The organism is Labrenzia sp. C1B70 (assembly GCF_000475395.1).
Lineage (GTDB): Bacteria > Pseudomonadota > Alphaproteobacteria > Rhizobiales > Stappiaceae > Roseibium > Roseibium algicola.
In genome coordinates, this window is sequence record NZ_AXCE01000062.1 from 508,324 (window position 1) to 529,506 (window position 21,183).

Genomic DNA, 21,183 nt, shown 5'->3' on the forward strand with positions numbered 1-21,183 from the left:
GACAATTGACCTGTGCCTGCTTTTCCCGTAGGACAGGCTCACTTCGTGGTGATTTGGGCCGGCCGGCTTGCAGCCACGTTAAACAAGTTGCTAAAAAGGCCGGAGGTGAGAACCCCGGTCTTGAGGCTGGGGTTTTTTGCGTTTGGAGCGAATGAAAGACATGACTGAGACCACCAAGACCGGAATCAAAAACTGGCGCCCTGCAACCACTCTGGTTCATGGCGGCACCATGCGGTCACCGTTTGGTGAGACCTCGGAGACCATCTACCTGACCCAGGGCTTCACCTACAGCGGTGCCGAAGCTGCCGAGGCCAGGTTCAATGGCGAGGACCCGGGTTATGTCTATTCGCGCTATGCCAACCCGACCGTCACCATGTTCGAGGACCGTATCAAGGCACTGGAAGGGGCCGAGGCCGCGCGGGCAACCGCCAGCGGCATGGCGGCCGTCAATCTGGCGCTGATGGCAGCGGTAAGGGCAGGCGATCACGTGATTGCCGCCAAGGCCCTGTTCGGCTCCTGCCGCTATATTTGCGAAACACTGTTGCCGCGCTTCGGCGTTGAAAGCACGCTGGTAGACGGAACGGACATCGAGCAGTGGAAGGCGGCTGTCCGGTCGAACACCAAGGCCCTGTTCCTGGAAAGCCCGACCAACCCGACGCTGGAAGTCATCGACATCGAGGCCGTGGCACAGATCGCCAAGGAAGCCGGTGCCCGTCTGATCGTCGACAACGTGTTTGCGACCCCGCTGTATCAGTCGCCGTTTCAGCTCGGTGCCGATGTGGTCGTCTATTCGGCCACCAAGCACATCGATGGCCAGGGCCGGTGCCTCGGCGGTGTGATCCTGTCGGACGAGGAATGGATCAACGACGAGGTCATGCCCTTCATCAAGCATACCGGTCCGCACATGAGCCCGTTCAGTGCCTGGGTCCTGTTAAAGGGCCTGGAAACGCTGCCGCTGCGCGTTGCGCGCCAGACGGAAACGGCGGGCAGGATTGCCGACTATCTGGCAAGCCAGTCCAAGGTCGCGCGGCTGATCTATCCGGGCCGGGACGACCACCCGCAGGCCGATGTCGCCAAACGCCAGATGAGCGGCGGATCCACCATGCTGGCGATGGAAATCGAGGGCGGCAAGGAAGCCGCGTTCCGTTTCACAAACGCGCTGGAAATCGTCAAGATCTCCAACAACCTGGGCGACGCCAAGAGCCTGATCACCCATCCGGCGACGACCACGCACCAGTCGATTGGCGAGGAAGCGCGCGCGGAACTCGGTATCACCGATGGTATCCTGCGGCTTTCAATCGGTCTGGAGGATCCGCAGGATCTGCTGGAAGATATCGAGAAGGCGCTCCAGGCGATCTAACGGCCTGTCTGCCGCAGCGCCTTCACGCCAATGAGCACCCGGGCGCCGGCGGACACGACGCATATCGCGGCAAAACCGTAGGCAAGCGCAGGAAACCAGGCGGGGACCAGGGCCATCAGCAGGAATAGCGCGATGGTCTCGGTACCTTCGGCCAGCCCGCCTATGTAATAGAGCGATTTGGAGCCCTGAGCGTCGGTGGTCAGCTTGTTCTTCTCCGCCATGATGGCAAAGGCCAGAAAGGCCGAGCCGTTGGCGTAGAAGCTGGCAAGAAGTGCCACTGCCGGCAAAGCGTTGCTGGCCGGGTCCTGTATGGCAAAGGCCAGAGGGATTGCGCTGTAGAAGAAGAAATCCAGTGTGATGTCGAGGTAGCCGCCAAGATCCGTCTTGGCCGTTGCCCGGGCCAATGCGCCATCGAGACCGTCTGCAAATCGGTTGACCGCGATCAGGAACAAGCCGATCAGGGTATGACCCGTTGCGATAGCGATGGCTGCTCCCATACCGGCAGCAAAGCCTGCCAGCGTCACGCTGTTGGCAGTAAGCCCCGTGCCGGCAAGGATCAGGCCCAGCCGGTTCAACGGCGGATCGATCAGCGGGCGCAGGTGGGCATCGAACATGAAGAGATCACTGTTTTGGGTCTGACAGATGGTGTTCTTGCAAAATCCGGCCTCAAATCTCAAGCAATTCCGGCCTCATATGTCACAACCCTCTTTCACGCTTGCGTCATTCGCCCTATAAGCCCCTCCTGAACGAGCGGGCACTACCCGTGGAAGTCGCTTCGGACCGGTCTATTTCAAGGTTCGCAGTTCTGAAATTAAGGAAAAGCCGTGTCTGGCAGTTACACCGCCATCACCCAAGGGATCGAAGTCTCCGTCGAGCCGTTTTATCTGGACGATGAATCGCGTCCGGAAGAGAGCGAGTATATCTGGGCGTATATGGTCGAGATCCACAACGGTGGCAGCGAACCGGTGCAGCTGAAGACGCGTTACTGGCAGATAACCGATGCCAGAGGGCGCCAGGAAGAAGTCAGCGGCGAGGGCGTGGTCGGCGAACAGCCGGTGATAGAGCCCGGCGAGACCTATGAGTATTCGTCGCACTGCCCGCTTTCGACCGACAGCGGCATCATGGCCGGGTCCTACTCGATGGAACGTCCGGACGGCTCCATGTTCGACGTCGTCATTCCGGCGTTTTCACTCGATCTGCCGGATGCGATCCACAGCCTGAATTGAGGCTATCAGCCGATCAGATACTCAGCAGTCCGCCGACAAAGCCGATCAGCAGCCACAAGATCCACTTGCGGCGGTTGAAGGCCGTCAGCAACGTGACCGCTAGTATTCCGAAGATCAGATAGAGGATATGGCCGGCAAAGCCGGTGCCGAGCACCCATGCGAAAAGATCCGGATCCCGGTTCTTTGCCAGATGGAAATGGTCTTCGGCAAACATCACCAGCGCGTCAGCTGCAAGTCCGCAGACGAAGCCTGCAAAGGCAATCATCATTCGCGTGCCCCAGTTCGCCTGCTTTGGAGCGGTGCGAACCTGCACGTACCGGACAGCATAAGGCATGGGGCGCTGTACGCGCAGCCTCTGGCGGCGCCGCCTCAGTGGATAGCGCACACTTGTCCGCTCTCCGATTGCCTGATTGCTCATGTCCCCGTCTCCGCACTGAAGGACCCACAGGTCCCGGCAGCCCACAAGCGTGCTGTCCCCGCACCGGTGATAAGGTGCGGCGGATTGAAGGACCGAAAACAAAAAGGGTTCAATTTGATCGATCTGGTGAAGTTGAAAGGCTGTTTGCTGTTGAGGCCTGTTCCTTGATCCAGATTGTTATGGTGTCCAGTGCGCCCGGTGCGTAGGCACGGCGTCCCAGGACCATGAACAAGGCCTTCGACCAGGAAGGAATTTGCCCCTCGAGCTGGTAGTTGAAGGCTTCCGCCCGCAACAGCGCATGGGTTGCTTCCGGGACGATCACGAAGCGGTTGGCGGGATTGTTGTCCGTCAGCATCTTTCGATAGATGCCGATATTGAGATGAGGATCCACGTTGAGGTCCTCTGCTCCGTGCAGTGTCAGAACGGGCGAAGAGATACGGGCAAGGGAGGCGGTGGAGTCGGAGGCCGCATTCTGGTGCGCGAAGGTGAAGCGATCTTCCGGCATCGGAACCCTGTCCATGCCGCTGTCGAGATAGTCCTGATAGGAAAAATCCCGTTCTAGAAACTTTTGTCCGTCTTTTGCGTCCTGCGCCAAGGCCTTGTCGATCGCCTTGCTGTCTGCACCTGCAAGCTCCAGCCTGCGCCGGGTATAATAACCAGCCTGCCGCAACCAGTTGACAGCTCCGCCGACAATCACGAAGAAATCGCCCTGTGCTGGCTCTTCCGCCAGAATGGGCAAAACCCACCCCGCCTGCGAAAAGCCGAGAAATCCGGCTGGAGACGTCTTCAATTCGGGCTGTTCTTTGGCGGCCGCAAGGGCCGTTGCCGCGAGGCGGGCTCGCTCATCCATGGAAAAGGAAAGCCAGTTGCCCTGGCTTTCGCCGACGCCAGGCTTGTCCCAGGAATAGACGGCAAGACCGCTGTCCAGAAGACGGCTGATGAGAGGCATGTACCCACCGCCGGAATAGCGGTCCGCTGGCCCGTCCCCGTGAACGATCAGGACCAGAGGCGGGTTTGCGTGCCCAGGATCTTGCAGGTGGGGCAGATGCAACGTTCCGGCGACGGAATGTCCGTCGAAGGAAAAGGCAATCGGCCGGCTTTCGTATTCAGAAAGATCGAAATCCTGAAGGCCCTGGAAGATCAGGAAAACACCTGCCAGGACGGCTATCGATACCGCCCCGGCCCAGGCGAGGGCCTTCGTTGCTTTCAAATACCTGCTCCGAGAGGATCAGATGGTCCGGTGACGGGCAATCGCACCGCGCTCGATTGCGGCAACGGTGAGTTTGTCGAGTTTGAAGCGGTCGCGCAGAAGCTGAAGGATGCGCAATTCTTCCTTCTCGACGTGGAGATCGGCAGCCGCGACTTCAACCCCAAGCGCATATGCGGTGTCGTAAAGCTTTGCCGGCAGGACGTCGCCAACCAGCTCCAGCACCAGCTGCAAGCCGTTGTCTTCCTGCAGGATGTCGCCGCAGCGCTGGGCTGCCGGGATGATCCGGTTGCCGTCATAGCCATTGAAAACGGGCAGCATCTTGATCATGTCGCCGATGGTGGCCAGTTCGTTGTCGGTCATCTGGTTGTCCGACGCCGAGACGATAACCATCACGTAGATAAGGGCTTCCTGTACGCTGATCGGCTCGTTCATAGACACTATTCATTCTCCCGTAGCGCCAAAAGACGGAAAATTTCTTCTTGATCGTGCGCCCGATGTAACGGGTTGGAAGACAAGCTTCAAGTCACCGCTACGAGACAATCGATTGACCGGAGTTATCCGCTTTTTTCCGGCGCGATATGTCCGCAGGCGGAAAGAGTTCGCAAAGCCCGAGATTTCGGTCAACTTAGCTGTGTTCATGTGATTGCACATAGAGGCGCGTTGATCTAGTGTCGCGCCGCAGCAACCAGCCGAAAAGTCAAAAAACCGACCGGGTTGCATTCCATCCATTCTCATGAACAGAACGACTTGAAAAATGACCGATCAATCCCTGCCTCCGCTTGACCTTTCGCAAGAGTTTGTCGAGGCGGCCACGAAATCGAAAGCGTGGCCGTTCGAAGAAGCGCGAAAACTGGTCAAACGGATCGAGAAACGGGGAACGGACAAACCGGTTCTGTTTGAAACCGGCTATGGCCCGTCCGGCCTGCCGCACATCGGCACCTTCGGCGAAGTCCTGCGGACTACCATGGTGCGCACGGCGTTTCGGCTGCTGACCGAAGACAAGATCCCGACGCGGTTGCTGTGCTTCTCCGACGACATGGACGGCATGCGCAAGATCCCGGAAAACGTGCCGGACCGCGCAGCGCTTGAGCCATATCTGCAGATGCCTCTGACGGCGGTGCCGAACCCCTTCGGCGGCGACTATGAAAGCTTTGCCGAGCACAACAACGCCATGCTGCGCCGGTTCCTGGATACCTTCGGCTTCGATTATGAATTCGCCAGCGCGACCGAATACTACAAGGCCGGCAAGTTCGATGACGTGCTGATCCGGGCGACCGAGAAGTACCAGAAGATCATGGACGTGATGCTGCCGACGCTCGGCGCGGAACGTCAGGCGACCTATTCGCCCTTCCTGCCGATCTCGCCGACGTCCGGCCGCGTGCTCTATGTGCCCATGAAAGACGTCAATTCGAAGGACGGCACCATCACCTTTGCGGACGAGACGGGCGAGGACATCACTCTGCCGGTCACCGGCGGCAAGGTGAAGCTGCAGTGGAAGCCCGACTTCGGCATGCGCTGGGCTGCGCTTGACGTCGATTTCGAGATGTTCGGCAAGGATCATATGACCAATGCGCCGATCTACGACAAGATCTGCAACATCCTGGGCGGGACCGCTCCGGAACACTTCGTCTACGAACTGTTCCTGGACGAAAAGGGCGAGAAGATCTCCAAGTCCAAGGGCAACGGTCTGACCATTGACGAGTGGTTGACCTACGCTGCACCGGAGAGCCTTGCGCTCTACAATTTCCAGAAGCCGAAGACGGCCAAGAAGCTCTATTTCGACGTTATTCCGAAGGCGGTCGACGAATATTACACTTTCGTCCAGAAGTACGAGCAGATGCCGGTAGAGCAGAAGCTTCAGAACCCGGTCTGGCACATCCATTCGGGCAACATTCCGAAGATCGACATGCCGGTGCCCTTCGCCATGCTGCTGAACCTTGTGTCCGCCTCCAACGCGGAAAACAAGGACGTGCTGTGGGCATTCATCTCCCGCTACGCTCCGGGCGTGACGGCGTCGACCCATCCGGAACTGGATGCGCTTGTCGGCTATGCGATCCGCTACTTCGACGATTTCGTCAAACCGACCAAGTCGTTCAAGGTGCCGGACGATGTCGAGCGCACTGCGCTGGAAAAACTGGACGAAACGCTGGCCGCCCTGCCGGCCGATGCGGATGGCAGTGCCATCCAGGATGCGGTGCTGGACGTCGCCCGGTCCATCGAGCGTTATCAGGACCCGTCCAAAAAGGGTCCCGATGGTGGGCCTGGCGTGTCCGTCGTCTGGTTCTCTGCGCTTTACCAGCTTCTGCTCGGACAGGAAAAGGGACCGCGCTTCGGGTCTTTCGTTGCTCTTTACGGCATTGCCGAAACGCGTGAGATGATCCGCAAGGCACTGGCTGGCGAACTGACAGCCTGATTATCAGACTTCAGGAAAAAGCGGCGCACCAGCGCCGCTTTTTTTGTTTTTAGCTGTGCTCTCCGGCAGAAGAAGCGCGGTATCAGTCTTTGCCGGCAATCGTTCTGACGCGCTCCGTACTGGCGTCCAGCCCTTCACTGATCAGATCCGAAACACCCAGTTCCTTCAGCTTGACGAGACCGGCGGCAGTCGTTCCTGCGTAGTCGACCATCTCCTGAACATGTTCCGCCGGAGATCTGGTGTCACCGGCCATGATTTGCCCAGCCGACAGGATCAGCTGTTTTGCGGCGCGTTCGGCAATATGCCTGTCGACACCGTTTGACCTTGCATAGTCAACAATGCAGTCGGCGAAGAACGCGGCAAATCCCGGTACCGGACCGGTTATGGCGGTGAAGACCTCGATCTGCTGTTCGTCCTGGACTTCATCACTCGGGCCGCAGGCCGACAACAACGACTGGACGAGGTCCCTGTCTTCCTGCGAAAGCGGCGAAGCCGCACACCAGGGGGAGTAGGCCAGCTGCTTGCCCGCCGCCGGGCTCGACATGGCACGAACGACCTTTTCCGAGCCTGTGAGGGTTTTGAGCCTCTCACGTGAGACACCCGCCATGACCGAGAGCACCAGTTTTCCGGGCGCCGAAATGCTGACCGTTTCGACAAGCGCTGGCGGAACCGACAGAAGGATGACATTGCAGGCGTCAGCCAGAAGCTGATTGGATGCGGTGAAGGTGATTTCCGGCCAGCTTTCGAAGCCTGCGGCGGTTCCGGATCGATTGGATATCCAGAGCTGACGAGGTTTGACACAGCCGCTTTCCAGCCAAGCCGTCGCAATGGCGCTGCCGAGTTGCCCGGTTCCACCGATGATGCCGACCTTGATTTCTCCAGTCATGAATACTCCAGATCCGGGACTTCCGAAGTCCGGAGCCTAATACCAATCAGGAAAAATAAGAAACCGGCGGATCACAATTGAGCAGAGGTTTGTCAGCAAGTCTGCCTGCATCCAGTGGTGTGAATGGCTGTAGCAGCCGTTCATTCAAACGTGCATGCGATAAAGCTGGATAAGGTGCCCTTTGGGGCACCTTATCAGGGTTGTCAGCAGGCGTTTCCCGCGAAGTTTATTTGTCTTCGTCGAAGAACTGGACGCCCGCCCTGGTGCCGTCCACCCAGATGATATGGCCAAGGCGCTCCTTGCCATCGCTACGGATGCAAACGGTTTTGCCCGCCTTTGCATCTTTTACGCCCTTCAGGCCGACACCCGTTACGGACACGTTTTCAAGCTCCACGGTCTGGATGGCGCCGTCCAGCAGAACTTCGGCCTTCTTGCCGACGTCCTGTCTTGGCGACTTGCGGGGTTCCGCGTCTTTCAGATCGGTTTCCATGGCGGCGGCAAGTTCCGTCAGGCCATTCAGGACTTCCTTGCTGGCCTTGTCCAGATCGACGAGAGCAGCGAAGGCTTCCGTGGAATTGCCTTGCTCGGCGGCATGCAGGGCTCTGTGGCCTGCATCATGAACTGCCTTGTGCGGAGTGACCAGGTTGCGGAAGACCGGGTGTGTCTTGATCTTCTCGTTCTTGATGGCGTCGTACCACTTGCCAAGACGGCAATGATGATGGTCGGGCATGCCGGAGGACGCCCAGTCGTCGTGTCCGGTCACTGTGTCGACGACACGCTTCTTGAACAGGACATGATCAATCTTCGCCATCTCCAACAGCGACTTGTCGGAATTGGCGTCGAAGAAGTTTTTGGCCGAGCCGCTGAAACTGTCGTTGCTCTGTTTCAGAACACGCTGCATGGCGCCGAGCTGCTGATCCGTATTCCGGTTAGATTCAGCGACATTGGCGACGTTGCGAGCGATTTCGTGGCTGGCTTCTTTCTGCTGGTGCAGGATGCCCGTTATCTGGGTGACCCGTTCGGAAACATTGCCAACCATCCCGTCGATGGATTGCATGAGTTCATTGGCGGCCGCGATGGCATCCTCGCCATTCTGGATGGCGCCTTCGGAGCTCTGGATGGCTGTCTGGATCGTTTCCATGCCGGCAGTCAGTGCTTCGATCCGCTGCGCGATGTCTTCCGTCGCCTTGCCGGTCTGCGAGGCGAGGGTTTTGACTTCCGAAGCAACGACGGCAAAGCCTTTGCCGGCTTCCCCTGCACGGGCGGCTTCAATGGTGGCATTCAGCGCCAGAAGATTGGTCTGGTCTGCGATGGATTGAATGACCGACAGGAATTCGCCGATCTGCGACGCAGCTTCGCTGAGGTCTGAAAGGCTCTGCGCGGTTTGCCGGGACGTTGAGGAAATATCGCCGATAGCACTCGACACGGCCGACATCTTATCCAGGCCATCCTTGGCGGCGTTGTTTGTTTGCACGGCTTCGTTGGCCGCGCCTTCGCTGTTTTCGGAAATCTGGCCGATGGAGGCGACAAGCTGGTCCGCAGCGGCGGAAATCGACTGGCCGTTCGCATTGGCTTCCTGGGTATTGCGCGACAACAACGCCATCGACATCACGATTTCGTTCAGCTCGCTGATGGTGTTTGCGGTCGTGCGCAGGTTCTCCAGCCCGATCGTATCCCGCATTTCAGCGTCTTCAATGCGGCGCTGTTCCGTTTCGAACGCACGTTGTGCAAGGATCATGTCCAGAAAGAACCGTGTCACCACGGCCTGCATCTCGGCAATCATGGCCTTTTGCGAAAACCGGTGCTTCTTGACAATGACAGGAAGGATTTCGTTCAACAGCCGGCCAAACGCGGACATCAGCCATTCGGCCTTCAGCCCGATTTTTACGTGAGCCTGACCGATACGCGCAGCCTGTCCGATGAACTCCAGGTCCGGGTCGTGATTGAAGATATATTCCCAGTGTTTGGTTTGCGCATTTTTGAGAGGAACGGTGTTCTTCTCGTGGGCGCCCATTTTCTGGCGCAACTCTTCGTGCGAAACGAGTTCCTTGTAGAAGCGGTCCAGTATGTCGGGCAGGTGTTTTTGAAGGGAGTTCCATGCCGTCTGAGCGGAAGACGTGTCGCTTCCCGTTGAGGACATGAACTTGATGTACTTCGTGATATTGTCAGTTTCGACAGTGTTCTTGGGGGCAGGTGCGCTCATATTTCTTTGGTCCTCGTCACGGACTGATAATGTTTGAGCCACTTTCCCTTATGGGCGTAAACATTGAACTAATTGTACTGATTGATTTGTCTATGTATTAACCCTATTCGCCGAAGGTATGAGCTGCTTCGAGGCGCTCGCAAGGATTTTTCAGCAGCAGTGAGAGGCGGTCGGTTGAGGAGGAGAAACTAAGGCTTGCTTCAACGCGAAGCGGTGCCGCTCCAGCCTTACTGCACCGGCCGTTCTACTTGCGGGTAATCCTCGATTGCCAGTTGACCGTCCCCCGGCTGTTCCGGTTCGGTTCTCAGGCTCCATTCGACGATTTCCGGGGCAAGTTCCTCAAGGCCTGGCAAGGCAGACGGCACTTCTGTTTCCAGTTCGCTCGTCGGCAACTCGTTCAGCCATTCCGATTGCCACTTGCCGACTTTTCTGTCTCTGGCCTTTTCGGCAAGTTCCATGAAATCGGCAGGTGCGTCCGGCGCCGGATCCGCCCAGCCATAGCGGACAAGACGCTTGCTGAGGTCCATCGATCCGCGGGTGCAGGTTGCCAGAATCTGTTGCGGTCCGGTCTCCTCGATCTTTTCGCATACCACCTTCAATTGCCGCACCAGTCCTCTCAGGAAAGTGCGCGCCCTTGCGCCGCAGGGCCAGGTGCCACCGAGCCGGGAAACACAGGTTTCGTCCGATTTCAGCGGAACGATATGGGCAAGCGTTACTGTCAACCGGTCCGACTTGATGCGTCCGCCGTCAAGAACCTGCACGCGCATCAATTCCAGTGGGCCGTCCGGAACCGGTTCAATCGGCGGATCCTTCAGTTCCAGGTAGCGTTTGGAAGGTTCGATACGTTTGAGGTCACCTTGTACCTGCGGTGCCGATACCCCCTCCGGCGAAACGTTGCGAATGTCGTTCGGCAAAGGCGCAGCGGCAACGACGACGGGTTCACTTTGTGTCTGTGCAGGTTTCTGCGTCTGGGCTTGGGGAGGGGACGATTGCGGAGCGGGCTCGGGCGTCTCTGCCGGCTCGCTTGTTTCCTCGGCGGTGCTGGTGATGCTGCCTGCCGCTACCGGCTCGTCCTGTACGGACGGCGGGTCTGCCAGGAGCAGCCAGGCGAGCAGACCACCTGCGGTGGTCAGCACGATTGCTGGCGTTATGAGAGGCCGAAGCTTCATCAAATGTGTGCTCGCAGGTTATTGGCTCGCCCAGATAATACGGGCAGTCCACTCGATTGCCGAGTGCTGAAAGCGCACTGACTGTGAATTGTCCCCGATTGTGCAAACCGCCAGGTCTTCCTCGCCTGTCTCCTGCAACGTGTAAAGCGACAACCGGCCACTGTTGAGCTTGATGGCAAGCCTGTCACCGGTGCGAAGGGGGGCGCCGGGAGCAACCACGACGATATCTCCCTTCCTGTAAAGGGGATGGAAGTCTTCGGTGCTGACCTGCAGCGCAAAAGCAGCGCCGATTTGGGGAAAGCTGAGACTTTGCCACGTCGCGCCAGCCGGCCGGCCGGCACTGTCGAAGGCATTTCGCTCCGAGGCAGCATCCAATCCTGCAAGGGGCACCAAAGCTGGCGCAGCGTCGGTTGACCCGCCCGGGGGTTCGACCCTGGCGGCAAACGTGTTCAAGGCTTCGCCGGTGGCGGCCAGCACCTTGGCAAGCGACTCTGTCGATGGCCACCGTGGGCGTCCGTCGCCCGCAACGCGTTTCGACGGGTTGAAAGCGGTCGGATCCAGTCCGGCACGCCGAGCCAGGCCGGACGGTGAAAGCCCGTTCTGCGAGGCGAGGGCATCAATGGCCGCCCAGACCTTTTCATGTGAGAGCACGGCTGCCGTTTCTCCGTATTGACGCGACAGGAATAAATACCTTTCGTTCATATGGGTTTTCCCGACCAAAATTCAAAAGAAACAGGCTGGAGTCCCTTGTGCCGCTTGTTCGCTACGGTTCGGATGAGTAGTGTCCCGACCGGCTGAGCATGCGCCGGGCCTTTGCCTGCCATGCCATCCCCGGCAAGAGGCAAAGGCAGACAGATGACCCTGATTTTCAAGATCGTCCCGAAATCCATGTGGCAGGAGGCAACAGACCAAGGCGTCTTCAAGGGCGCGCCAGTGGACCTTCAGGACGGCTTCATTCATTTTTCCGCCGAGGATCAGGTCCGGGAAACCGCTGCAAAACATTTCGCGGGCCAGCAGGATCTGTTGCTGGCCGCCTTTGATGCTGATGGGTTTGGCGACTTGTTGAAATGGGAAACTTCCCGGGGCGGGGCCCTGTTTCCCCATCTCTATGGCTCGCTGGACCCGAAGGTCGCACTCTGGGTGAAGGAACTGCCACTTTCACCGGACGGGTCACATGACTTTCCGGAGCTGGATCAATGATACCGCCTTTCCTTGAAAACGTTGCGCTGAGAGGCCTGCAGTGCCTGGACGCCGAAACCGCGCACCGTGCGACTGTTATGGCTTTGAAATCCGGTTTGATGCCGCCGCGCCGGAAAGTGTCTGACCCGCGCCTTGCAGTGAAGCTCTGGGATCTGACCTTTCCCAATCCGCTCGGAATGGCTGCAGGGTTCGACAAGAACGGCGAAGTGCCCGATGCGCTGCTGAAGTTGGGGTTCGGATATACCGAGGCAGGGTCGGTCACCCCGAAGCCGCAGCCCGGCAATCCGCGGCCGAGGGTGTTCCGCTTGCCCGCAGACGAAGGCGTGATCAACCGCTATGGATTCAACAACGAAGGCCACGCAGCCTTGCGCCAGCGGCTTGAAGCCCGCCGGCGGTTGACAGGAATCGTCGGCATCAATGTTGGTGCCAACAAGGATGCAACCGACCGGATTGCCGACTACGTCGCCGGTATCACCGCATTCGCCGATATGGCGTCTTATTTTACCGTCAACATTTCTTCACCCAACACACCGGGACTGCGCGACCTGCAGGCCCGGTCCGCACTTGCCGATCTGCTGACCGCCGTGATCACGGCGCGGGACGAATGCACGCAGACGTTTGGGCGCAAGGTTCCTGTGCTCTTGAAGATCGCGCCGGACGTTGCTGATGAGGACCTGCAGGATATCGTCGAGGAAGTGCTCGCCAAGAGCGTCGACGGCCTGATCGTCTCCAACACGACGATCGGACGAGACGGCCTGAGCGGCAAGGGGCCGGCACAGGAAACCGGAGGCTTGTCGGGCAAGCCCCTGTTCCGGAAATCGACCATCATGCTGGCGCGCGCACGCAAACTGGCCGGACCGGACCTGCCGATCATCGGTGTCGGCGGTATCGACAGTGCGGAAACCGCCTGGACCAAGATCACGGCGGGGGCGGACCTCTTGCAGCTCTATTCGGCCCTTGTGTTCAAGGGTGCGGGGCTGATTGACGAGATCCTGAGCGGCCTTTCTGCAAAACTGGACCAGCACGGGATTGCATCGCTGCGCGACGCGCGGGATGCCAATGTCGATGCCTGGGCATCGGAAACGGCTTAGATACAGCTGTTCTTATGTTTTGCCGAACGTCTCGGCTGCCCGCTTTCTGCAGGCGGCCAGCAATGTCAGGCCACGCGTTCCGAAGAACAACAGGAAGGCGAGCCAAAGACCGTGGTTCCCCAGGATGGGGAACAGAAGGTAATAGGCAGCCAGGTAAACGACGAGCGACAACAGCATCATGTTGCGCATGGTCGATGACCACGTAGCACCGATAAAGACCCCGTCCATCTGGAATGCCAGTACGCCGAAGACCGGGGTCAGTATCGCCCACACAAGATAGGTCGACGTTACCTGACGGACATCTTCTGCCGTCGTCATGAAATCGATCATGTACTGCCCGAAAAACCAGAACAGCGTCGACAGGATCCCCGCCAGGGCGAAGCTCCACAGTGCTGTCAGTTTCAATGCGCGGTCGAAGGCGGGCCGGTATCTTGCGCCGACCGCGCGGCCCGCAAGCTGTTCCGCCGCAGTTGCCAGACCATCCAGAAAGAACGCAGCCAGCATGATGAACTTCTCAAGCAGAGCGTTTGCGGCCAATACGGTGTCACCCTGGTCTGCCGAACGCGCCGTGAAAAACGCGAAGGCGAAGAGAAGGGTGAAGGAGCGGATCATGATGTCCCGGTTGACGGCCATCATCCGCACCAGCAGGCGGCGGTCGAAAATCACCTGAAGAGCCGGCCAGGACGTCTTGCCGGTGGTGAAGACGACCAGGCAGACGCCCAGTGCCGTTGCCGCGATTTCACTCAGGACAGTTGCCAGCGCGACACCTTCCACGCTCCAGCCGAAACCGATGACGAACCAGACACTGAGGCCGATGTTGAGCCCGTTCAGAACGAGCTGAAGCACCAGCCCTGTTCCTGCGCGCCCGAGGCCGATGAACCAGCCGAGCATGGCATAGTTGGCAAGGAGAAAAGGGGCACTGTAGACGCGGATGTCAAAGTAGCGGCTCGTTGCGGCCTGCACATCCGCACTGCCCCCCAGGAACCAGAGCCCGATTTCTCGCAAGGGGGCTTGCAAGAGGATGACCAGCAGACCGCCGATGGCCGCAATCACGAAGGCGCGCAGCAGTGTTGCCCTGACTTCTTCTTCGTTCTGGGCGCCGAAAGCCTGGGCTGTCAGGCCTGTCGTCCCGGACCTCAAGAAGTTGAAGGTCGTGAACACCAGGTCGAAGATGATCCCGCCTATGGCAATCCCGCCAAGCAGAGCCGGGTCGCCAAGGCGGCCGATCACGGCCATGTCGACGATGCCGAGCAGGGGCGTCGACAGATAGGCGAGTGTCATCGGAATGGCGATGGCAAGAACAGTGCGGTGGGTAACCGCAAACGCCAGTTTCGGCCGCTCGCCGGTTGCTGAAAGTTGGGACATCGATGGCTCGCTTCGAGAGGAAGACCTTCATGTCTGCCTTGCCTCGGCACGTCAATTCATTTCGGCACATACCGGGTATTCACGGACATGGCTGCCGAATTTGCACTGAGCCGTAAAATTCGGATCTGCGGTGTCGTTCAAAGGGGTGCCCGTGGCGCCGGCGCGCCTTATATTGCGCACAGATGACCCTGCCTATCGTTCACCATCCGGCCTACTGCGCCGACCTTCCCGCCAATCACCGGTTTCCGATGGACAAGTTCCGTGCCGTCGCCGAGTTGATACGGCAGGAAGGGCTTCTCGGCGACAGCGCCTTTTTCAGGCCTCGTCCCGCCCCCTTCGAGTGGGTCGCACTCGCACATGATCCTGCCTATGTGGATCAGGTCTTCAATGCCCGGGTGCCGGAAAAGGTGGCGCGGGAAATCGGTTTTCCGATGCGCGAGGACATCGCCCTTCGGGCACGCTGTGCAACGGGCGGGACCGTGTTGACGGGATATCTGGCGCTGGAACACGGCATTGCCTGCAACACCGCCGGCGGCAGTCATCATGCCCGGCGTGCACACGGAGCCGGGTTCTGCGTCTTCAACGACGTCGCAGTTGCCATCAAGGTGTTGCAGGCGGACGGCGCCATCCGCAAGGCGCTGGTGGTCGACCTGGACGTGCATCAGGGAGACGGAACCGCGGACATCTTTCAGGGCGACCCGGATGTCTTCACTTTCTCGCTTCATTCGGAAAAGAACTACCCCGTGCGCAAGGTCCCCTCCCATCTCGATATAGGTCTTGCCGATGGGACGAGTGACGAAGTCTATCTTGCTGTTCTGGAAGAGGTTCTGCCTGACTTGCTGCGCCAGGGGCGCTGGGACATCGTTTTCTTCAATGCCGGTGTCGACCCCTATGCCGGTGATCGTCTCGGCAGACTGTCGCTGTCACGCGACGGTCTTTGCAGGCGTGACCGCTATGTCATCGAAACGGTGCGAAAGGCGGGCGTGCCGCTGGCAGGAGTTCTGGGCGGAGGCTATTCGACGGATATCGACGAATTGGCCGATCGCCATGTGACACTGCATCGAACAGCCAAGGCCGTTATGGCTGAAGATTTCACTATGGTTGCCGCGCATGAACAGGTGGCCGGCTAAAGGAGCCGGTTCACACCAGGATATCGGACACCTGCAGGGAGACCGATGTCGAACCGGTTGCGGTCGAAACCCCGTCCGTACCCGCAGGGCTCGCGGTGGAAGCCGGGTCTGGCTGCGCGCTGAAGTCTGAGGTCCTCAGTGCCTTGACGCCGTCCTTGAGATCTGCACGGACGTCTTTCAGATCTTTTTTTGTGTCGCGCTCATCGCGCTTGAGCAGGCGTTCTATCTGTTGGGCAAGAGATTTGATGTCCTCAGCCATCTTGGCGAGGGCTTCCTTGTCGCCCTGCAGCCCGGACCTGCGGCTTGCGGCGAGTGCCTTGTTCGTTTCCTGTTGCTGTTCTGTGTAGGTCAGGACAGCCGCTTTCAGGTCTTCCCGCCAGCTGTCCGGATCCTGTGCGCCTGCGGAAGAACCATCCTGCTCCACTCCGGTCTGAGCCTGACCCGTCGCCTGGCTCTCCGGTCCCGAAGTCGCAGCACTCGTTTCAGATCCGGATACCGGAATTTGTGTCTCGGGACTGCTCGCTGCCGCAGACACAGTCTCGACCAATGCGGAGGTTGCATTAACCTGCGTCCCGGCACCGGTTATGATATCTGCTGTGGCGGCGATGTTTGAAGCACCTGAAAGAACACCCGTGCCGACGCCTCCACCGCTCAAGCCCTGACCTGCCGACTTGAGGTCCTGGGAGGCGGACTTGAACTCCTTGGAGATCTGTTTCAGCTCCTTGAGCAGACGCTTGGCCTGCTCCGGCGTTGCGAACCGCAGCATTTCCTTGAGCCGTTCGATGCGCTTCTGGACCATCTCGATCTTTTGCCTGCGCATCGCATCCTTGTTGTTCTCTACCGAGCGGGCGAGGCCGTCGCTGAGCTCAACAGAATCCTTGTAGGTTTCGAAGAGGGATTTTGCCTTGTCCTCGTCGTCGGCCGAACCGTTGGCCCCCAGAAACGTGGTGAGCGTTTGTGCGGCAGCAAGCGAACCTGAGCGATTGCCCGCACCAGAACCCGCGCGGGCGTAGGCCTGGTAGGAGGTGGCAAATTTCGATGTTGCGATGGCGGACATGCAAGGGCCCCTTAAGGCTCGGGGAGGTTCCGCCAGTTTCAGTTAATTATGATTAAGAAAGGGTTAATTTCCCGCAAGGGTTGCGTGCTTGCCTTAAGTGACAAACGCAGTCCTCTGCCGGGACTAGCGGTTTCGACCCATGGCCAGAATGCGAGTAACCAGCCAGATCGGGACAACCACCATTGCACCGATAACCAGATACTTGCCCAGGCGTCCAAGGGCGTTGAAACCCATGTTCCACAGGCGTTCGACAAAATCGATCGACATGGTGATCAGGTCGAGCGGGTCGAGGTTCAGCGCGGACAGGATAATGCCGACAACGAAGGACAGGAACACAAGCCGCAAAAGCACCTGGGCTGGTGAACCTCCCAGAAAACGGCTCAGGCCGGTGTCGGACATATGTGTCTCCTGCATGACGTTGCTTACCATTCCTGGCCAGAAGTTAGGAATATTCGGTGTCGATTACAATGAGGCCTGGCAAGCACGGCGGCAACTCCAGCTCGTGCGAAGGCCGTTTGTAAAATTTCTTATTAATTAAGTTTGGTGTCGTAATTCGTAAAGTTCTGTTCGCTTCCTGCCAAAGACGCAGCGGCCCTGTTGGCGTATTAAACTTTCAGGAATGTGCATCTAGATTGTTTGCGGCCACCCACAACCGCGACGGTCTGCCTTCCTCTACCTGCGGTGAAAGACAGCCGCCGGACCGGCACAAGTGTTGAACCGGCAGAAAAGGCGCACACACTGCAGGATGGGCCAGCCGCCATCGACCCGTCCTGTTCTTCATGCAAATGAAAGAGCAGCCGATAGCGGTATTGGCGGGTTTAGTCGAGTGTTCTCGACGGAACCGCCGGCAACAAGAATGATCTCTGGCACGGTGGTGACAAGCCCGTAACCGCCGTGCCGCAATTCTCAAGCCATCACAGCTTCGCGGTGACCAAGCCCTGTCAGAGGCTGGAGACGAAATCATTTTGTGGCAGCGGATTGCCGAACAGCGGAGGGTGTCGCAACCGTGACCCTGGAGCGCTGCATCGGTTGCTTGCGCCCCGTCGTGGAATTAGCAGCAGCAGGAGATCTGGAGCGGGGGGCATCCCGAACCTTCTTGGGGGAGACCCCAAACCATGTCTTCACGGCGCGCGAAAAGGTGCTCAGTTCCGAAAAGCCGAGGAGATAGGCGATCTCCTTCATGGGAAGGTCCGTTCCCAGAAGATATCGTTCGGCTGCGGAACGTCGTACTTCCTCGCTTAGCTGACGGAAGCTGGTGCCTTCCTTTTCCAGAAGCCTCTGCACCGCCCTCTGCGACATGCCAAGTTTCGCTGAAATGAGCGGCAGGGTGCATGTCCCGGTCGACAGACTGGCGGAAACTTCGTTGGCAATGCGCGACAGCGGAGATTCAAACTGGCCGAACCTTTCCAGTTCCGAATTCGCCGACGCCAGGATGATCTCGTAAAGGTGGGCGTCGTGGCGCCGGAGCGGGCGGGAGAGCAGCGTTTTCGGAAACGAAATCCTGTTGCGGGTCGCGCCGAACTTGATCCGGCCCTGATATTTCTTCTGAAAATTGGACGTGCAATTTGGTTGTGAGGTCGCGAGCTCGATAAGGATTGGCGGCGCTTTCATGTCGAGTGCATGTTCAATCTGCTGGGTCGCCCAGCCGATGCGTCCGAACACGTTCTGTCGCCATTCACCGCGTCCTTCAAGGATAGGCCATTCCACGAAGCCTCCGGTCTCGTCTTCCTCGAAAATCACCCGATAGGCATTGGTTCTGATCGGACTGAACTTCGCCCAGGCCTGACAGGCCTCCCGAAGTGACGGAGCGCAGGCAAACAGATAGTCGAAGATTGAAAAGCAGCCGATGTCGATCGTGTTGAACAGATCGAACATGACGGAGTCATCGCCCAGGACATCGGCGATATGTTCAAAAACGGCATGCCAGGCGGCTATCGGCACGGTGCCTTGCGGGTCGTCCAGGCTGGCGAGATCGAATTCATAGTCCCTGGCCATTTGAGGCCAGTCCAGATTGGCGTTCGAACAAATGTCGCGCAGAACGCGGAAGACATCCGAGCGCGCCCATTCGCCATCTAGCGGCATTCGTATCTCCAGCCTGCCCATGCTTAATTCCAAGCAGAACTGTGCATGACAAGTCACGCCGGATCAAGTTTTGTCGTAAAATGCTAACAATTGCTGGCGAATGCGATAGGCCGATGCCGCTCCCGTCCGGAAGCGGCATCGGTTGTCGATCAGGCTGCGTCCTTGACCTTCGCTTCGGCTTTCGGCGGGAATTTGCCGTAGAACGTCTCGTTTTCCTTGGCCATATCCTTCAGCAGCTTGTTCGGCTTGAAGCGCGGTCCCCACTTGCGGGTGAACTTCTTGCACAAGTCGACAAACGCCGGCGTGCCCATCATGTCGATATAGCTGAGCGTACCGCCGGTATAGGGTGCGAAGCCGAAGCCAAGGATGGAGCCGACATCGGCTTCACGCACGTCCGTCAGGCACTTTTCCTCGAAGATGCGGGCGGTTTCGAGCGCCTGCATCACCAGGAGACGCTGCTTGAGTTCTTCGATGTTGAAGCTCTCTGCGGGTTTCGGCTGGCCGGTGACTTCCGGAATGCCGGGCCACAGGCTCTTGTCCTTGCCCTTGTAGTCGTAGAAGCCCTTGCCGTTCTTGCGGCCGAAACGCTCCTGCTTCACCACCATCTCTTCCAGGATGTTGTCGAGTGGGCCTTCGACATATTTGACGCCGAGGTCCTTGCGGGTGGCGGAAACGATCTTCCAGGCAAGATCCAGCGCCACTTCATCGCCAAGCGACAGCGGTCCGACCGGCATGCCGGCCATCTTGCCTGCATTCTCGATCATGGCCGCCGGAACGCCGTCCGCCAGCATCATCAGGCCTTCGCGGATATAGGTCATGACGACACGCGAGGTGTAGAAGCCGCGGCTGTCGTTGACGACGATCGGGGTCTTCTTGATGGCCTTGATATAGTCGAGCGCCATGGCAAGCGCGCGGTCGGAGGTGCGCTTGCCGAGGATCACTTCCACCAGCATCATCTTGTCGACAGGCGAGAAGAAGTGAATGCCGATGAAGTTCTTCGGCCGCTTGGATGCCTGCGCCAGGGAGGTGATCGGCAGGGTCGAGGTGTTGGAAGCATAGATGGCACGAGACTTCATCACCGCCTCGGCGCGCTCCGTCACCGTCTTCTTGATCTCACGATCTTCGAAGACGGCTTCGATCACCAGATCGCAATCTGCCAGGGCTTCATAATCGACGGTGGCGGTGATCTTCGACAGCAGCTTTTCCTTCTGCTCCTCGCTCGCCCGGCCACGCTTGATCGCCTTGGTGATCAGCTCTTCGGAATGAGCCTTGCCCTTGTCGGCGGCTTCCTGGTCGCGGTCGATCAGCACGACGTCGATGCCCGCCTGTGCCGTGACATAGGCAATGCCTGCACCCATGAAGCCTGCGCCGAGAATGCCGATCTTGCGGATCTTGTTTGGACGCTGATCCACCGGGCGGCGAGCCAGCTTGTTCAGCTCCTGCATGGAGACGAACAGCGAGCGGATCATGTTGGCGGCTTCCGGGGCCTGCAGCACCTTGGCGAAGTAGCGGCTTTCCACCTGAAGCGCGAGATCCATCGGCAGCTGCAGACCTTCGACGACGGAGCGCAGCAGGTAGCGGGCACCCGGATAGTTGTCATAGGTCTCGCGGCGGTAGATCGCATTGGCGGCCGGCCAGAACTGGAAACCGGCAGGGGAATAGACCTTGCCGTTTGGCAGCTTGTAACCCTTCTTGTCCCAGTCCTTGACCGGGTCGAGGCCTGCCTTCAGCATCTTCTTGGCGGCGGCGACCAGTTTCTTGGTCGGGGCGACTTCATCCACCAGTTTCATCTGTTTGGCCTGGGGTGCCCGCAGGGTGCGGCCCTGGAGCAGGAACTGCATGCCCTGCTGTCCGTCCGTCATGCGCATGACACGCTGGGTGCCGCCGGCGCCCGGAAAGAGGCCTACCTTGACTTCCGGCAGACCCATCTTCAGGCCTTCGTCAACGATGCGGCCATGACAGGCCAGTGCCAGCTCGGTACCGCCGCCCATGCAGGTGCCGGCAACGGCGGCGACGAAGGGTTTGCCGCAGGTTTCCAGCTTGCGGTAGACCTGAGACAGCTTGCGCGATCCTTCGAACAGAGCCTTGGCTGCAGCTTCCGCATCGTTACCACGCTTGATGTGGAAGTCCTTCAGAAGCCCTTCCAGCATGGTCAGGTCGGCACCACCGGAAAAGGCGGACTTGCCGGACGTGATCACGGCCCCCTTGATGGCGTCGTCACTTGCCACCTGGTCGACAATCGCATCCAGCTCGTCCATGACCGACAGATCGATGACGTTCATCGATTTTTCCGGCATGTCCCAGGTGATCAGGGCAAAACCGTCCTCATCGGTTTCAACGGTGAAATTCTTGTAGCTCATTTGATGGTCCTCC

19 protein-coding genes and 1 riboswitch are annotated in these 21,183 nt (G+C 58.9%); of the genes, 6 read left to right on the plus strand and 13 right to left on the minus strand.

Going from position 1 to position 21,183, the window contains the following annotated elements; all coding sequences use genetic code 11:
* Positions 1–35: 35 nt before the first annotated feature.
* Positions 36–115, plus strand: a riboswitch (SAM riboswitch).
* Between the two features lie 45 nt (positions 116–160).
* Entirely contained in the window at positions 161–1,360 is a 1,200-nt protein-coding gene (locus tag Q666_RS63235) for an O-succinylhomoserine sulfhydrylase (protein ID WP_031269657.1), read from the plus strand.
* On the opposite strand, the gene Q666_RS63240 is transcribed toward Q666_RS63235, so the two are convergent.
* The gene (locus tag Q666_RS63240) at positions 1,357–1,974 is read right to left on the minus strand and encodes a CDP-alcohol phosphatidyltransferase family protein (RefSeq protein ID WP_031269656.1); all 618 of its coding nucleotides are present in this window, start codon (positions 1,972–1,974) and stop codon (positions 1,357–1,359) included. The two genes, Q666_RS63235 and Q666_RS63240, sit on opposite strands and share 4 nt — an antisense overlap.
* Positions 1,975–2,184: 210 nt before the next feature.
* Here Q666_RS63240 and apaG point away from each other — a divergent pair, with 210 nt between their 5' ends.
* Entirely contained in the window at positions 2,185–2,586 is a 402-nt protein-coding gene (apaG, locus tag Q666_RS63245; RefSeq protein WP_023001798.1) for a Co2+/Mg2+ efflux protein ApaG, read from the plus strand.
* 13 nt (positions 2,587–2,599) lie between these two features.
* Here the strand turns inward: apaG and Q666_RS63250 are convergent, their stop codons facing one another.
* The 3 genes from Q666_RS63250 to Q666_RS63260 form a co-directional block, all read right to left on the minus strand.
* Positions 2,600–3,004 carry a hypothetical protein gene (locus tag Q666_RS63250; RefSeq protein WP_023001797.1) on the minus strand — a complete coding sequence of 135 codons (405 nt, stop codon included), beginning with the start codon at positions 3,002–3,004 and terminating at the stop codon, positions 2,600–2,602.
* 109 nt (positions 3,005–3,113) lie between these two features.
* Positions 3,114–4,214 (minus strand): alpha/beta fold hydrolase, encoded by a 1,101-nt coding sequence (locus Q666_RS63255; RefSeq protein ID WP_023001796.1) that lies wholly within the window; start codon positions 4,212–4,214, stop codon positions 3,114–3,116.
* Between the two features lie 18 nt (positions 4,215–4,232).
* Complete coding sequence (locus Q666_RS63260; RefSeq protein ID WP_023001795.1) at positions 4,233–4,646, minus strand: tellurite resistance TerB family protein; 414 nt, start codon at positions 4,644–4,646, stop codon at positions 4,233–4,235.
* 322 nt (positions 4,647–4,968) lie between these two features.
* Between Q666_RS63260 and Q666_RS63265 the strand changes: the two genes are divergently transcribed.
* A complete protein-coding gene (locus Q666_RS63265; protein ID WP_023001794.1) occupies positions 4,969–6,627 on the plus strand; it encodes a lysine--tRNA ligase in 1,659 nt (552 codons plus the stop codon).
* An 82-nt stretch (positions 6,628–6,709) separates the two neighbouring features.
* Here the strand turns inward: Q666_RS63265 and Q666_RS63270 are convergent, their stop codons facing one another.
* The 4 genes from Q666_RS63270 to Q666_RS63280 form a co-directional block, all read right to left on the minus strand.
* Entirely contained in the window at positions 6,710–7,513 is an 804-nt protein-coding gene (locus Q666_RS63270) for a pyrroline-5-carboxylate reductase dimerization domain-containing protein (protein ID WP_023001793.1), read from the minus strand.
* A gap of 226 nt (positions 7,514–7,739) precedes the next feature.
* Positions 7,740–9,716 (minus strand): methyl-accepting chemotaxis protein, encoded by a 1,977-nt coding sequence (locus tag Q666_RS65300; protein ID WP_023001792.1) that lies wholly within the window; start codon positions 9,714–9,716, stop codon positions 7,740–7,742.
* Positions 9,717–9,943: 227 nt separating this feature from the next.
* Complete coding sequence (locus Q666_RS63275) at positions 9,944–10,885, minus strand: hypothetical protein (protein WP_023001791.1); 942 nt, start codon at positions 10,883–10,885, stop codon at positions 9,944–9,946.
* Between the two features lie 18 nt (positions 10,886–10,903).
* On the minus strand, positions 10,904–11,587 hold the full coding sequence (locus Q666_RS63280) for a S24 family peptidase (protein WP_023001790.1): 684 nt from the start codon (positions 11,585–11,587) through the stop codon (positions 10,904–10,906).
* Between the two features lie 153 nt (positions 11,588–11,740).
* Between Q666_RS63280 and Q666_RS63285 the strand changes: the two genes are divergently transcribed.
* Together Q666_RS63285 and Q666_RS63290 are read left to right on the plus strand one after the other, a co-directional pair.
* Positions 11,741–12,085, plus strand: coding sequence for a DUF952 domain-containing protein (locus Q666_RS63285; protein ID WP_031269651.1), 345 nt, complete (start codon positions 11,741–11,743; stop codon positions 12,083–12,085).
* Positions 12,082–13,176 carry a quinone-dependent dihydroorotate dehydrogenase gene (locus tag Q666_RS63290; protein ID WP_023001788.1) on the plus strand — a complete coding sequence of 365 codons (1,095 nt, stop codon included), beginning with the start codon at positions 12,082–12,084 and terminating at the stop codon, positions 13,174–13,176. Before Q666_RS63285 ends, Q666_RS63290 begins: the two co-directional genes overlap by 4 nt.
* A gap of 12 nt (positions 13,177–13,188) precedes the next feature.
* Here Q666_RS63290 and Q666_RS63295 read toward each other — a convergent pair whose 3' ends face one another.
* Positions 13,189–14,541, minus strand: coding sequence for an MATE family efflux transporter (locus tag Q666_RS63295; RefSeq protein WP_023001787.1), 1,353 nt, complete (start codon positions 14,539–14,541; stop codon positions 13,189–13,191).
* A gap of 182 nt (positions 14,542–14,723) precedes the next feature.
* Here Q666_RS63295 and Q666_RS63300 point away from each other — a divergent pair, with 182 nt between their 5' ends.
* A complete protein-coding gene (locus Q666_RS63300; RefSeq protein ID WP_023001786.1) occupies positions 14,724–15,671 on the plus strand; it encodes a histone deacetylase in 948 nt (315 codons plus the stop codon).
* A gap of 10 nt (positions 15,672–15,681) precedes the next feature.
* Here the strand turns inward: Q666_RS63300 and Q666_RS63305 are convergent, their stop codons facing one another.
* The 4 genes from Q666_RS63305 to Q666_RS63320 form a co-directional block, all read right to left on the minus strand.
* Positions 15,682–16,728, minus strand: coding sequence for a hypothetical protein (locus Q666_RS63305; protein WP_023001785.1), 1,047 nt, complete (start codon positions 16,726–16,728; stop codon positions 15,682–15,684).
* Between the two features lie 123 nt (positions 16,729–16,851).
* Complete coding sequence (locus tag Q666_RS63310) at positions 16,852–17,127, minus strand: DUF6460 domain-containing protein (RefSeq protein ID WP_031269649.1); 276 nt, start codon at positions 17,125–17,127, stop codon at positions 16,852–16,854.
* A 561-nt stretch (positions 17,128–17,688) separates the two neighbouring features.
* Entirely contained in the window at positions 17,689–18,810 is a 1,122-nt protein-coding gene (locus tag Q666_RS63315; protein WP_031269648.1) for an AraC family transcriptional regulator, read from the minus strand.
* A 149-nt stretch (positions 18,811–18,959) separates the two neighbouring features.
* Positions 18,960–21,170, minus strand: a complete 2,211-nt coding sequence (locus tag Q666_RS63320; protein WP_023001782.1) for a 3-hydroxyacyl-CoA dehydrogenase NAD-binding domain-containing protein — start codon at positions 21,168–21,170, stop codon at positions 18,960–18,962.
* Positions 21,171–21,183 lie beyond the last annotated feature (13 nt).

Bases quoted from the DNA above. Each gene is read 5' to 3' on its own strand.
- Q666_RS63250 (WP_023001797.1), bottom strand. From the start codon at position 3,004: ATGAGCAATCAGGCAATCGGAGAGCGGACAAGTGTGCGCTATCCACTG.
- Q666_RS63280 (WP_023001790.1), bottom strand. From the start codon at position 11,587: ATGAACGAAAGGTATTTATTCCTGTCGCGTCAATACGGAGAAACGGCA.
- Q666_RS63310 (WP_031269649.1), bottom strand. From the start codon at position 17,127: ATGTCCGACACCGGCCTGAGCCGTTTTCTGGGAGGTTCACCAGCCCAG.
- Q666_RS63315 (WP_031269648.1), bottom strand. From the start codon at position 18,810: ATGCCGCTAGATGGCGAATGGGCGCGCTCGGATGTCTTCCGCGTTCTG.
- Q666_RS63295 (WP_023001787.1), bottom strand. From the start codon at position 14,541: ATGTCCCAACTTTCAGCAACCGGCGAGCGGCCGAAACTGGCGTTTGCG.
- Q666_RS63300 (WP_023001786.1), top strand. From the start codon at position 14,724: ATGACCCTGCCTATCGTTCACCATCCGGCCTACTGCGCCGACCTTCCC.
- Q666_RS63320 (WP_023001782.1), bottom strand. From the start codon at position 21,170: ATGAGCTACAAGAATTTCACCGTTGAAACCGATGAGGACGGTTTTGCC.
- Q666_RS63240 (WP_031269656.1), bottom strand. From the start codon at position 1,974: ATGTTCGATGCCCACCTGCGCCCGCTGATCGATCCGCCGTTGAACCGG.
- Q666_RS63275 (WP_023001791.1), bottom strand. From the start codon at position 10,885: ATGAAGCTTCGGCCTCTCATAACGCCAGCAATCGTGCTGACCACCGCA.
- Q666_RS63305 (WP_023001785.1), bottom strand. From the start codon at position 16,728: ATGTCCGCCATCGCAACATCGAAATTTGCCACCTCCTACCAGGCCTAC.
- Q666_RS63290 (WP_023001788.1), top strand. From the start codon at position 12,082: ATGATACCGCCTTTCCTTGAAAACGTTGCGCTGAGAGGCCTGCAGTGC.
- Q666_RS63235 (WP_031269657.1), top strand. From the start codon at position 161: ATGACTGAGACCACCAAGACCGGAATCAAAAACTGGCGCCCTGCAACC.
- Q666_RS63285 (WP_031269651.1), top strand. From the start codon at position 11,741: ATGACCCTGATTTTCAAGATCGTCCCGAAATCCATGTGGCAGGAGGCA.
- Q666_RS63260 (WP_023001795.1), bottom strand. From the start codon at position 4,646: ATGAACGAGCCGATCAGCGTACAGGAAGCCCTTATCTACGTGATGGTT.
- Q666_RS63270 (WP_023001793.1), bottom strand. From the start codon at position 7,513: ATGACTGGAGAAATCAAGGTCGGCATCATCGGTGGAACCGGGCAACTC.
- Q666_RS65300 (WP_023001792.1), bottom strand. From the start codon at position 9,716: ATGAGCGCACCTGCCCCCAAGAACACTGTCGAAACTGACAATATCACG.
- Q666_RS63265 (WP_023001794.1), top strand. From the start codon at position 4,969: ATGACCGATCAATCCCTGCCTCCGCTTGACCTTTCGCAAGAGTTTGTC.